Source organism: Pseudosulfitobacter koreensis (genome assembly GCF_024733015.1).
In the GTDB taxonomy this organism is placed as follows: Bacteria; Pseudomonadota; Alphaproteobacteria; order Rhodobacterales; family Rhodobacteraceae; genus Pseudosulfitobacter; species Pseudosulfitobacter koreensis.
Map to the genome: position 1 here is coordinate 147,518 of NZ_JANKJG010000005.1, position 11,568 is coordinate 159,085.

Here is an 11,568-nt window from a genome sequence, read left to right on the forward strand (position 1 = left end):
TACCTAGCCATCTTCGCCCTGCGCCATACAGTCGAGGTCATCCATGCTGTTTTCGTTGCTGAGGAACAGCGCGAAGGGCCGTAGCGGCTCGAAATGGGCGAAACCGATGATGGCCGCAATGGTGATCGGCACCGCCAGGATCGCGCCCATGATGCCCCAGATCCAGCCCCACAGAACCAGAACCACCAGGATTACCAGCGGCGAGATCGAAACCTGACGCCCCTGCACGCGCGGATCGACGAAGTTGCCCATCACCTGCTCGATCACCAAAAGGCCCGAACCGATCAGGAAGGCGGTCGAGAAATCCTTTTGAACAAAGGCATAGATCACCGGCAGCACGCCCGCGATCATCGAGCCAAGGGTGGGTATGAAGTTCAGCAGGAAGGCGAGCAGCCCCCAGACGATCAGCAGGTCCAGATCAAAGATCCACATCCAGCCCACGTAAAGCAGGGCCGTGATCAGCCCCAGGATGGTGCGGGTGATCAGATAGCGCATCAGCCGGTGGGCAAAGACGCCAAGGCCCGCACGCAGCTCTTGCGCGGTGCTCTGCGATGCGGCGCTTTGCATTTTTGCGCCCCACTTCGGCGCTTCGATCAGCATCAGCAGCGTCAGGAACAGCACCAGGATCAGCCCGCCCAGCGTGGTGCCGGCGGTGTTGACCACGCCGTTTGCAAAACCCGAAACGCGCTCCCAGATCGCCCCCTGAAGCGAGTCCACCGCACTTGCATAGGCCTGTTCCAGCTGGGTGGTCTTGCCGTCGTTGCCGTCATCTGCGGTGCCAAGATCCAGTCCCGACAGCATCGACATGTCGCCCGCGTTCTCGAACCGGGCCACGATCTGTTCTGCGGCAACCCAAAGGCAGCCGATGAAAATACCCACCCCCAGCAGCACGGCCAGCAAGGCCACCACATGCCCCAGCCAAGAGACCCTGGAGGGCAGCCGCTCCGCCGTCTTGCGGTCCAGCGGGTGCACGATCAGTGTCAGGAAGAAGGCCAGCACCAGCGGCACGAACACCGTGGCCGTCGCCCTGAGCGCCCAGCCGGACAAGATGACCACGATCACCGTCAGCAGCCACATCATCGCGGTGCGCTGAACGCGCGGGTTCTGATCCGGGTGGGTGCTGTCCATGATGTGTCCTTTCTCTCAGGTCGTTTCGATGTTCAGGGCGGTTACCGGGCCTGACCCAGCAGCAGAACGGCGATCTTGCGCCCCTGCCCGTCGGAACGAACGGTCATGCCGATCTGCGTGATGTTGCTGTCCAGCAGCGTCGCGCGGTTGGCGTTGCCCGCGTCAAGCCAGCGCGAGACAAAATCCGAGACGTCGCCCGCCACCACCTGCCCACCGCAGCCGCCGCAGGCCCCGGCAACCGAATAGAGACGCCGCCAATTGCCCTGCACGCCGGACAGGCCGCCAATGTTTTGCAATGCAAACCCGGTAAGGTCCTGTGGCAAGAGGTTTGCGGCTGACGCGGTCAGCGCGGCACTGGCAGAGAGTAGCGGCACGCCCGCCGCGCGACGGGCGGGGTTCAGGGCTTCCAGCGCGCGGGCTGTTGTTTCCAATGGGTCGATCTGACCTGTCGCATTTGTCGCGCCCGTTTCAGCGCCCTGCGACGTGCCCGGTCCGGCAAAGGTCTGGACGGCATAGATGGTGTCGTCGCCCGCCACGACCGCAAAGCCGAAACGCGTGAGCCCCGGTCGCAGGATGTTGGCGCGGTGTCCGGGGCTGTTCATCCAGCCGGTGTGAAAGGCCTCGATCCGGTCCAACGTGGGCGGGATCGGGCAGCCGGTGCACTTGGCGATGTTCTCGGCGACAAGCTCCCATTTGCTGCCGCCTTCGGCGAGGTAGCGATCACGGGGCCCTGCGCCCTCTGGCGAGACATGCGCGTAAAATCCGCGTTGCAGCATGTCCCGCGCATGGGCGCTGGCCGCACTGTTCAGCGCGGGCCCTGCGGTGAGTGTCGCCAGCCCCTGCGCGGCGCGGGCCGCGTTGACCAGTTCCAGCGCACGCGCGCGCATCTGATCGGGGCTGGCACCTTGCTGTGCTGCGGCAGCGGTGCCTGCAAGGATCAATGCGAGCAGAAACCTTTTCAGCATGCGGTGTCCTCGTTTTGGATGCGGTCCGAATGCATTCGCCACCGGGTGCGCTTGGGGCGGATCGGCCCTCCGGGGGGGAGTTTATCGGGCAAGATGAAGCGCTGGCCCGATGTTTGTCAGAGTTTGTCGCGTTATTCGTCCCAGGGGCGCAGGTTGGCCAGCTGTTCCTCGGTCATCTTGGAGACATAGGCGGTGCCGTTGTACTCCAGGGCCTCAAGTGGCACGGCGACGTCGTCATCCTCGAAGAGATGGAAGCCGTCGAATTCGATCAGCACGCCCGCCGGAACGCCTTCGGCGTTGATCAGGATTTCCTCGACCTCGCCGATCTTCTCACCGGTGGCGGAGACCACGTCGATGTCATCGGCGCTTTGCAGGAAGGCGTCGTCACGGGTGTTCACCGGCAGGTTGGAGCCCACTTCGGCGTCCTGCGCGACTGCGGGTGCGGCAAGTGTGGCACAGAGAAAGCTGAGAATTACGGGTTTCATGGGTCTGCTCCTTATTTCGGTAAATAAAAACGCGAGGGAGCTTGGGGTGGTTCCCCTTTAACTTGCGCGGGCCCGCGGAAAGCGTCAGCGCGCGCCTGTGCTTACAGAGGAAACTGCATTTTCAGAACCAAGCCGTCCCTGGCAAATTCGGCGTCCAGCTTGCCGCCCAGTTGCTGTTCGATCTGACCCTCGACCAGCACATAGCCAAAGCCGTTCTGATCCGGCGCGTCGATCTGGGGACCGTCGCGTTCTTTCCAGTCGAGTTCCAGCACGCCCTTGGCGACGGTCCACCTGATTTCGAGCGTGCCGTCGTGGTTTGAAAGTGCGCCGTATTTGACCGCATTGGTGACCAGTTCGTGAATGACCATGCTGATCGACAGCGACTGCGAGGGGTCGAGGTTCACGTTCGGGCCGGACACGTGGAACCGGTCGGCCTCGAATATCGACAGTTCCCCATTCACGATGTCGCGCATGCCCACGGTGGTCCACGATCTTTCCGACAAAAGCCCATAGGCGCGCGCCATGCCCTGCAACCTGTTGATCAGCGTCTCGAGGACGTCCGCTTCGACCCCCTTGCCGCGCAGGGATGTCTTTACGATGGTCACGATCACCGCCAGCATGTTCTTCACGCGGTGGTTCAGCTCGGCGATCAGTATCCTTTGCTGCTCTTCGGATTCGACCAGCGACGTCACATCGACCAGCGTGACGATCGCTCCCTCGACCTCTTGGTTCTCGCCCAGATAGGGGGTGATCCGCACCAGGTAGTGCGACTTGTGCTCCGAGCGCGACAGGCGGTGCTCATAGACCTCGCCGGAACTGAACACTTCGCGGATGTGTTCGCGCAGTTCGGGGTAATCGCTGACACTGGCCAGTTCGGGCAACGGCCTACCCACATCAGCGTTGCGCAGGTTGAACAGCTCGGCCGCGGCCGGGGTGAAGGTGCGGATCACCAGCTCGCCATCCAGGAACACCGTCGCGATCTGGGTCGCGTCGAACAGGTTGCGCAAATCGGCGTTGGCGCGGTCGAGATCCTCGATGTTGGTCTTGAGCTCGGCGTTGATCGTGTTCAGCTCTTCGTTGAGAGACTGCATTTCCTCTTTGGTGGCTTCAAGCTCCTCGTTCGACGACTGCGCCTCTTCGTTGACCGAGACCAGTTCCTCGTTCGAGGACTTCAGTTCCTCCAGCGCGGTCTCGTATTCTTCCACGGTGGATTGCAGACGCTCGCGCATCTCGCGCAATTCGTGCTCCACCGCTTCACTGGCCCGCTTTCCTTCTGCCGAGGCGGGCGACGCCGTTGCAGCGGGTTCTTCTCCCAGCTGGAAGAACACGATGAACAGCGCACTGCGTTCGGTCGACCAGCGCAGGGGTTCCACCGTGATGTTCATGATCTGACCGTCACCGGTCGCGGTCGTCATCGGCAGGTTCCTGCGCGTCACCGCCCGGTGGGTTTCGGCCACTTCGCGCAGTGCGTTGCGCAGCTCGATCCTCAACTCGCGGCGCACCATGTCCAGCAAATTGCGCGAGGGCGCACCGCGCGGCAGCTCCAGTACCGAACTGGTCCCCCCGGACACAAAGACGATTTCACCGTCCTGGCCTACCACGGCGTGCGGAGGCGTGTGGTTTTCCAGGATATGGCGCTCGATCCTGTGGCGCATCTGAATGTCCGTCAACCGATCCTGCATGTCGGTGCCCACGCTTCTGTCGGTCACCCGCTGGTTCAGGCTCATCGGGCTCCAGCGCCGGTTGCCGTGATCGCGCGCCTGAAAGATGCGGTGTTTCTTGTCGACGATGCTGAACAGGTCGTGAAACTGGCTGATGCTTTCCGAGGTGCCCAGAAACAGATAGCCATCCACCTTCAGCGCATAGTGAAAGGTGGGAATGACCTGGCGTTGCAGTTCGGGGCCGAAATAGATCAGCAGGTTGCGGCACGATACCATGTCCATACGCGAAAACGGCGGATCGCTTATGACGTTGTGGGGGGAAAAGATGCACATCTCGCGCACCTTCTTGCACACCACATAGCTTACGCCGTCCTGATGAAAGAACCGCTCGAGACGCTCGGGGCTGACGTCGCGGACCAGTTGCTCGGGGTATCGCCCCTGTCGGGCGATCGCCAATGCGGATTCGTCGATGTCGGTGGCAAAGATCTGCACCGGCGAGGTGATCGAATTGGCCTCGAGATGTTCGGTGATCAGGATGGCCAGCGAATAGACCTCTTCGCCCGTGGTGCACGCAGGCACCCAGATCCGAACCGGGTTCTTGGCATCGCGGTTCTCGCAGAGTTTCGGAATGACCTGCTCTGCGAGTGCTGCGAAGGCCTCGGTGTCGCGAAAAAAGTTGGTGACGCTGATCAACAGGTCGCGAAACAGCGATGTCACCTCCTCGCTTTCCTGTTTCAACAGCGCGCAGTAGCCTTCCAGATCGCTGATCTGGCGCACCTGCATCCGTCGGGCGACACGGCGAAAGAACGTCTTGCTCTTGTAGCCCGAAAAATCATGCCCGGTTTCATTTTGCAGGATATCGCAGATGGATTTCTGAACCTGGGGCGGATTGTCGTTCGGGTCCATGTCCTTGGCGATCACCAGCGCGTCCAGCTTGGCGCGGCTGTCGCGGATCTCGGCCAGCTTTTCGGGCATCTCTCCGGCAGGGATCGCAAAGTCGACGAACCCTGCGGCGATGGCGCTTTCCGGCATCTCGGAATTGAGCGGGCCGCCGCCATCCGCTGTCTGGGCAAAGGTCACGCCGCCGTGTTCCTTGATCACCTTGACGCCCAGCGTGCCGTCGCCGTCGCCACCCGACAGCACGATGGCGGCGGCGTTGTCGGTCTGGTCCTCAGCCAGTGCGCTGAAGAACGTGTCGATCGGTTTGTGTTCGCGCACGCCCGGTGCCGACTTGACCAGTTTGAGCGCGCCGTTCCTGATCGTAAGGTAGCAGCGTTCGGGCATGACATAGACCGTGTCCGCCTCGACCTTGTCACCGTCGCGCGCGACCTTGACCGTCATCTCGGTCTTTTGTGACAGCACCGAATGCAGCAGGCTTTCGCGGTCGGGATTAAGGTGGGTCACGATGACGAACCCCATCCCGCAGCGCGGCGGAATGGCCTCCAGCAACTCGGTGATTGCGTTGATGCCGCCGGCAGAGGCACCAATTCCTACGATAAGGGGCTGATCATCGTTCATGGGCGGTTATTGATCTTCCGTAGTTTGCAAGGGCCACGGACCGATGAAACGGTTTGCCGGATGAATCGCAAGCCCAAGACGTCGAATATCAGGCGAAAAGCCCCGACCCGTTAATCCATTTTAACACGCATGGGGCTTGGTCAGTTGCTCAATGCGCGGTTGCGCGCGGACTTGCCCGTGTGCGCCTGTACCGGTGCGAACATCGCCTCGGGGCGGTAGGGCACATTTTGATAGCCGATCATCTTTTGCATGTCTGCCAGACGGCGCACCAGTATCTTGCGGCCCTTGCGCTCGATGTACCCCTCTTCTGCCAGACGGCTGAACATCTTGCTGACCGATACATTCGTCAGCCCCAGGAAATCGCCGATTTCCGACTGGTTCAGGGGAATTTCGAACATCTGGTCCCCGCTGTCGCCCACCACCCGGTCGTGCAGCATCAGGATCAGCCAGACGACACGGTGGCGCGCCTCCATCCGGCCTACGGTCGCCAGCGTGCGCATCAGGATGCATTGCATCTGGGCATATTTCTGAAACAGCGCCGTGATCGTCGCCACGGACAGAAACTCCGGCGATTGCAGTTTCGAGATCGGGATCGGAAACAGCACGCAATCGCGCTGCGAGCGCAGCGAACAGCTGGCGGTTTTCGACCCCAGATCGGCAAAGCCCGCGATATCGCCCGCCTGATGCAGATAGAGGATCTGCCGCTGTCCCTGGTTGAGATCGGTGTAGGAGGCCACCCAACCGGATTCGACCAGATAGACGGTTTCCGCCTCGTCCCCTTCGTGCTGAAAATCGGTGCCCGCGGCCACGGACAGCGGAGCGACATTCAGACGGCTCAGCCCTGCGCTGATCGCGGCAGGCACCTGTGCATTGCTTGTTTTCCGATCCGCCGGGTGCGACATGTTTCGTCTCCTCCATCGACTTAAAGATGTCGACACACGCACCGCGAGTGTTTTTTGATCCCGTGCAATTGTCAAGTTTTCGTGATCACCGGCTGGCATAAACACGCTCAAACGGGGCCCATCGCAGAGCTTCGATTTGCGCAACCCGTGGGTCATACGAAGGGAACCGAAGGCCCGCTGCTCTGTTGAGACCCCAAGGCAGGGTGCGATGTGGAACATGGGCAACCCTTGCGATCCGACACCATCAAGGGGGGTTAACAAATGGAGCATTTATTTTTCGACGGGTTTGGCGATCTTGGCCGAACCTTGCTTTCGGCGTTGATCCTTTACGTCGCCGTGATCTTGTTCATTCGGATCAGCGGCAAGCGTTCGACGTCGCAGATGAACAACTTTGACTGGGTCGTGACGGTCGCCATGGGGTCGCTGATGGCCTCGGGCATCCTGCTCAAGGACATCACGATCCTGGAATCGGCCAGCGCAATCGCTGTCCTGCTGTTGATGCAATGGCTGCTGACCTTCACGATGGTCCGCTCTGCCATGGTGGCCAAGGTCGTGCGGGCAGAGCCCACATTGCTCTATCACGACGACAGGTTCCTGACCAACGCGATGCGCCGCGAGCGGGTCAGCGAATACGAGGTGCTCTCCGCCGTGCGTGAAAACGGTGTCGTCGATCTGGCCAATGTGGAAAGCGTTATTCTCGAAGCGAACGCGGCGCTGAGCGTGCTGGAAAAGACCGACAAGAAGGTCCAAAAGCCGGCGCTGCAGGACGTGCACAGTCTGGACCCCGGCGCACTGTCATAGGCAAGGATCGGTCCGCTCAGCAGGCTTCTGCCGAAGGGCAAGCGCCGTGCGCGCCGCATCGGAACAGATCGTCAGGCCGGACGTTTTTCTCACAGTTGAAACAGACGAAAAGGAGACGTGAAAATGGATCATTCCACGCATACCCCCCTGCCCCCGGAAGAGCTGAACGCTTCCAATCTGGAAGGCGCCAATGTCTATGGCCCGCAGGACCACGATATCGGCAATGTCTCGCATTTCCACGGCACCGGGCCGAATGCTCAGGTCGTCGTGGATGTGGGCGGCTTCCTTGGGATCGGCGCAAAGCCTGTTGCCCTCGATGTGTCCAGCCTGACCTTCATGCGTGACCCCAACGGCAATGTGCATGCGACGACCATGATGACCAAGGACCAGCTGAAAGAGCTGCCCGAACATCATCACTGATCGGGCGCACCAGCGCTGACGCCATCCCCCCCCGGCATCCATCAGGCGCCGGGGGTTTTTTGTGTCATCAGGTCAGCCGCCGTTCTCGCATTCCCATCGCGCCGCCCTGCGCTGCGGGTGCAGTCGCAGGCAGTTGCGCAGGCTCCGCCCCCGTCCCGGGCTGGCCAAAGTGATCCAGAACATGGCCAAGCCGCGCGATCTGCGCTGGCAGGTCCGAAGGCCGCAGGCACTGTTCCGGCGGCAATTCCGGCGGCCACACGGGCAAGGTGCCGCGCGCGGCATGCTCCAGCAGCCAGCGCACGGGCGGCAAGGTGTCATCAATGCGGAAATCCGGGTTGGAGAGACGGCCTTTGATGGTCTGGGCCATCCCGCCCTCGGCGCGCCCCGTCAACCGGCACGACGCGGCCACGCGCACATCCGCCACATGCCCGACCTTCATCCCGTTGTGCCGCATCCGGCGCACCAGATCGCGGTCTTCGCCCGTGCGGCGGTCGGAAAAGCCACCGACAGCGCAATAGGCCCCCAGCCCGAAGGCCAGACTTGCCCCCGGCGTCTCGCCGTGATGCGGCAGCGGATTGTGCGGCTCGGGGTGGATTGCATCGTAGAACCGCAGGACCAGCGCGCGGTAGGTCGCTTCCTTCCAGCCGTCCTGAGCGGGAATATGCCTCAGGATGTCACGCTCTTCGGGCATCGGATCGACGGCACCGCAGACCGCATCGAAGGCATTCAGATGCTGCCGGTTGCGCGCGACCCAATCGGGTGCCACGACGCAATCGGCATCGGTGGTCAGAAGCGACCGCAGCGCGGGGGCCGCCCGGATGGCCATCTCGCAGCCCATGCGCCGCGCCGTCCCCACGCCCTGATCAGCGCGCAACTCAAGGTTGGCCACCAGCAGGCCCGGTCCGGGCAATGCCGCGCGCGCCGCGGCTTCGGTCTGATCGGTGCAGTTGTTGGCAACCACCACGACCAGCGTGTCGCAGCCCAGTTGCGGCGCAAGGGACCGCAGGCAGGTGCCGATGCGGCGCTCTTCGTTACGGGCGGGAATGATGATCGCACTGTCGATCCTGCGCATCACGCGTCCCCCCGCCCAAGGCGACGGTCGATCCGGTAATCGGCGGTGCGCATGACCGGCGACAGCGGCACATCGAACGCCGCGTTGAACGCCTCCAGCGCCTGCGCACCCGTCAGGCTGTGCCCGGTGTCGCCCAGCCACGTCACGCAGAGCACCTCGGCCCGAGGCCACCTTGCGTCGATCTGGCCAGCCAGCCGTGCCAGCGCGGACCGGTCGAGAAAATAGAGGATCTCGGACAGCACGATCAGATCGAACGTCTCCCCCGTGACCTCGCCGGGCAAATCATCAGGCACCCAGCCCTGAACAAACCGCGCCGCCGGAACGGCCTCTTGCGCCGCGCGCACCGCACGCGCAACCGCATCTACGCCGGTATAGGCCGCGCAAAGCGGCGCAAGATGTCTTGCCAATGCCCCGTTGCCGCAGCCCAATTCAAGCGCGTGGGCATAATCCGCGCGACCCAACGCTTCCCGCGTCGCAGCGAATTTATCCTGCTCATAGCGGCTGGTGCGGAAATTCCACGGATCGTCCGTGTCCGCATAAAGCTGATCCAGGTGGCTGGGCTCGACGGTCATGGCGTGCCCTCAAAGTAGATTTCCGGCTCGATGATGAAAAAGCGGACAAAATCGCGGTCTAGGGTGAAACCTGTCGGATCATCCTTGACGATTCCGCCCAACTGGCTGGCATGGGCGTTCACCGCGCGGTGCTTTGCGTCGGACCAGGCCTGCGTATCGAACACCCGTGCTGCGGCAGGCTGATGGGCCGTGCGGTACTGCGGGTCGTGCCAGCGCGACCAGACCGGATAATACCAAAGCCGCGTGTCGGGGCGCATGGCGACCAGCGCGGCGGCGACGGCGGCGGTCGCCTCGTGGTCGCAATGCGGGTCCTGGGCCGAGGCCGCAAAGATCGTCCGTGCCCCCACCCTGTCACACAGCGCCGAAATCTGATCGCGGAGCAGATCCTGATCGACCGACGCCAGCTGCGTGTCAGGATGGCCCAGAAACGTTACATCGCCCGGCGCGCACCCCAGCCGCTTCAGCGCCTCCAGCATTTCCGAGCGGCGCTGCGCTGCCAGCCGGCCATCGGCCCATTGCACCGAGTTGGGATGCGAGCCCGCGCCGTCGGTCATCGAGACCACATGCACCGCAATCCCGTTCGCACGGCACGCGGCGATCAGCCCGCCGCACCCAAGGCTTTCGTCGTCGGGATGAGGCGCCAGTATGATGATGGGGTCGCCCCCCGTCAGATCGTTCAGCGTGGCCGAAGTGGCGTCTGTCATTGCAGCATCTCCCAGACCGAAGCATCGGCATTGAACGCGTGTTGGCCGACCCGCAACAGCAGCGCATCGCGGGCGGCCTGACGCAGGTAGACCGACAGATCGGCAGCGATCCGTCCGGTCTCGGATTGATCGTCGAAATGCACCAGACCCACGCTTTGCTCGACCGCGACGATGGCAGCTTGCGCGATTTCCTCGGTCAGCAGCCGCGCCGACGCCGACAGGGCCACGCCCCTGTCCTTATGCTCATGTATCTCGCGGCCCTCCGCAAAGCGCGCGGCCCGGATCACCAGGCCTTCGGCTCCAAGCGCGCGCATCAGCGGCGGGGTCAGGCGGATCAGCTGCGCTTCGGCCTCCATACGGTCCCGCGCGCGCAGGTGACGCGCCGCCGCATCCAGAAGCCCCAGCGTCGCCCCCAATTGCAGCGCCGCGATCCGCCAGACGCCTGACACGAACCCCGGTTCGGAGAAATAGCAGCCGGGCGGGCCGACCCATTCGACCTCTGCCAGACTGATGCCGGAAAAGTCATAGCCCCCCGAACATGTCGCGCGCATCCCCGACATCCGCCAGTCGCCGGGGCTTTGACGGGCGGCGTCCTGCACCTGAACCAGCGCGATGCGCGGGGCAGCGTCGCCACTGATCGACACGATCGCATGGGTGACCGTCCCCAGCCCGGAGGCATAGACCTTGGCCCCCTGCAAATGCGTGCCGTCCACGCGCAGCGGATCGGTGCCGTCAGCCCCCCAGACACCCAGAAACGCGCCCGCTTTCACCGCATCCGCAAGCTGTGCGCATTGCTCTTTCGTGCCGTGCATCTCAACGATCCGAAGCGCGTTGACGTGCCCCTCGTAAAGCCGCGCCGCCGACAGGTTGGCCCCCCCAATCCGCATGAGGCGCCGCGCGGTCTGCGCAGGATCGACCACGCCGCTGTCTTCCAGCATCCCGGCGGACCGCATGGCGACGACAGAGCGCCCAAGCCCCGCGCCGCTGCGATGCTGCTGCGGGGCCTGCTGCGCCAAGGCACCCAAGAGGTCACAAAACGCCGGACTGTCTGGCGTGCAATTGGGTTCGATCATCCGGCGTCTCGCGGTCTTGCAGGACGCAGGTGAACGGCGATACCGTCATTCTGCGCCGGGTCATGTTTCAACGATGCTAAGCGACACGCCACCGCATCGGCTTAAGCCAAGTTAAAATGCGCGAAACTAATATGTGTTCCATATTTTTCATGCGTTTAGCGAATTTTGTAAGGCTACGTGCCGGAACCCCTGGCGCGCGCAGGGAAATGCCCCACGAACTGTGGGGCATCGAAGGGATCAAGACACCGGCCTGCGACACCGGATTCA

General features: G+C 62.9%; 11 protein-coding genes. 2 read left to right on the forward strand and 9 right to left on the reverse strand.

Translation table 11 applies throughout. The features are described from left to right. Window positions 1-3: 3 nt before the first annotated feature. The 5 genes from NTA49_RS09040 to NTA49_RS09060 form a co-directional block, all read right to left on the reverse strand. The gene (locus tag NTA49_RS09040) at window positions 4-1,128 is read right to left on the reverse strand and encodes an AI-2E family transporter (protein ID WP_258294394.1); all 1,125 of its coding nucleotides are present in this window, start codon (window positions 1,126-1,128) and stop codon (window positions 4-6) included. 41 nt (window positions 1,129-1,169) lie between these two features. Continuing rightward, a complete protein-coding gene (locus tag NTA49_RS09045; protein WP_258294395.1) occupies window positions 1,170-2,093 on the reverse strand; it encodes a CAP domain-containing protein in 924 nt (307 codons plus the stop codon). Between the two features lie 131 nt (window positions 2,094-2,224). Beyond that, window positions 2,225-2,578 (reverse strand): PRC-barrel domain-containing protein, encoded by a 354-nt coding sequence (locus NTA49_RS09050; RefSeq protein ID WP_258294396.1) that lies wholly within the window; start codon window positions 2,576-2,578, stop codon window positions 2,225-2,227. A gap of 101 nt (window positions 2,579-2,679) precedes the next feature. Next, window positions 2,680-5,757, reverse strand: coding sequence for a CheR family methyltransferase (locus NTA49_RS09055; RefSeq protein WP_258294397.1), 3,078 nt, complete (start codon window positions 5,755-5,757; stop codon window positions 2,680-2,682). A 140-nt stretch (window positions 5,758-5,897) separates the two neighbouring features. Further along, the gene (locus NTA49_RS09060) at window positions 5,898-6,659 is read right to left on the reverse strand and encodes a Crp/Fnr family transcriptional regulator (RefSeq protein ID WP_258294398.1); all 762 of its coding nucleotides are present in this window, start codon (window positions 6,657-6,659) and stop codon (window positions 5,898-5,900) included. 261 nt (window positions 6,660-6,920) lie between these two features. Here NTA49_RS09060 and NTA49_RS09065 point away from each other — a divergent pair, with 261 nt between their 5' ends. Together NTA49_RS09065 and NTA49_RS09070 are read left to right on the forward strand one after the other, a co-directional pair. Next, window positions 6,921-7,460, forward strand: a complete 540-nt coding sequence (locus NTA49_RS09065) for a DUF421 domain-containing protein (protein ID WP_258294399.1) — start codon at window positions 6,921-6,923, stop codon at window positions 7,458-7,460. Window positions 7,461-7,583: 123 nt separating this feature from the next. After that, a complete protein-coding gene (locus NTA49_RS09070) occupies window positions 7,584-7,880 on the forward strand; it encodes a PRC-barrel domain-containing protein (RefSeq protein WP_258294400.1) in 297 nt (98 codons plus the stop codon). A gap of 67 nt (window positions 7,881-7,947) precedes the next feature. Here the strand turns inward: NTA49_RS09070 and NTA49_RS09075 are convergent, their stop codons facing one another. From NTA49_RS09075 to NTA49_RS09090, 4 genes are read right to left on the reverse strand one after another with little or no spacing between them, the layout of a single operon-like run. Then, window positions 7,948-8,952: a glycosyltransferase gene (locus NTA49_RS09075; RefSeq protein WP_258294401.1), complete on the reverse strand. Its 1,005-nt coding sequence runs from the start codon at window positions 8,950-8,952 to the stop codon at window positions 7,948-7,950. After that, a complete protein-coding gene (locus NTA49_RS09080) occupies window positions 8,952-9,524 on the reverse strand; it encodes a nodulation S family protein (RefSeq protein ID WP_258294402.1) in 573 nt (190 codons plus the stop codon). The genes NTA49_RS09075 and NTA49_RS09080 overlap by 1 nt, the downstream gene beginning before the upstream one ends. After that, window positions 9,521-10,228 (reverse strand): PIG-L deacetylase family protein, encoded by a 708-nt coding sequence (locus NTA49_RS09085; RefSeq protein ID WP_258294403.1) that lies wholly within the window; start codon window positions 10,226-10,228, stop codon window positions 9,521-9,523. Before NTA49_RS09085 ends, NTA49_RS09080 begins: the two co-directional genes overlap by 4 nt. Next, window positions 10,225-11,301 carry a hypothetical protein gene (locus tag NTA49_RS09090; protein WP_258294405.1) on the reverse strand — a complete coding sequence of 359 codons (1,077 nt, stop codon included), beginning with the start codon at window positions 11,299-11,301 and terminating at the stop codon, window positions 10,225-10,227. Before NTA49_RS09090 ends, NTA49_RS09085 begins: the two co-directional genes overlap by 4 nt. Between the last annotated feature and the right edge of the window lie 267 nt (window positions 11,302-11,568).

Coding starts and splice junctions, on each gene's coding strand:
- NTA49_RS09055 (WP_258294397.1), bottom strand. CDS start 5,757: ATGAACGATGATCAGCCCCTTATCGTAGGAATTGGTGCCTCTGCCGGC.
- NTA49_RS09050 (WP_258294396.1), bottom strand. CDS start 2,578: ATGAAACCCGTAATTCTCAGCTTTCTCTGTGCCACACTTGCCGCACCC.
- NTA49_RS09045 (WP_258294395.1), bottom strand. CDS start 2,093: ATGCTGAAAAGGTTTCTGCTCGCATTGATCCTTGCAGGCACCGCTGCC.
- NTA49_RS09070 (WP_258294400.1), top strand. CDS start 7,584: ATGGATCATTCCACGCATACCCCCCTGCCCCCGGAAGAGCTGAACGCT.
- NTA49_RS09085 (WP_258294403.1), bottom strand. CDS start 10,228: ATGACAGACGCCACTTCGGCCACGCTGAACGATCTGACGGGGGGCGAC.
- NTA49_RS09065 (WP_258294399.1), top strand. CDS start 6,921: ATGGAGCATTTATTTTTCGACGGGTTTGGCGATCTTGGCCGAACCTTG.
- NTA49_RS09090 (WP_258294405.1), bottom strand. CDS start 11,301: ATGATCGAACCCAATTGCACGCCAGACAGTCCGGCGTTTTGTGACCTC.
- NTA49_RS09060 (WP_258294398.1), bottom strand. CDS start 6,659: ATGTCGCACCCGGCGGATCGGAAAACAAGCAATGCACAGGTGCCTGCC.
- NTA49_RS09080 (WP_258294402.1), bottom strand. CDS start 9,524: ATGACCGTCGAGCCCAGCCACCTGGATCAGCTTTATGCGGACACGGAC.
- NTA49_RS09040 (WP_258294394.1), bottom strand. CDS start 1,128: ATGGACAGCACCCACCCGGATCAGAACCCGCGCGTTCAGCGCACCGCG.
- NTA49_RS09075 (WP_258294401.1), bottom strand. CDS start 8,952: ATGCGCAGGATCGACAGTGCGATCATCATTCCCGCCCGTAACGAAGAG.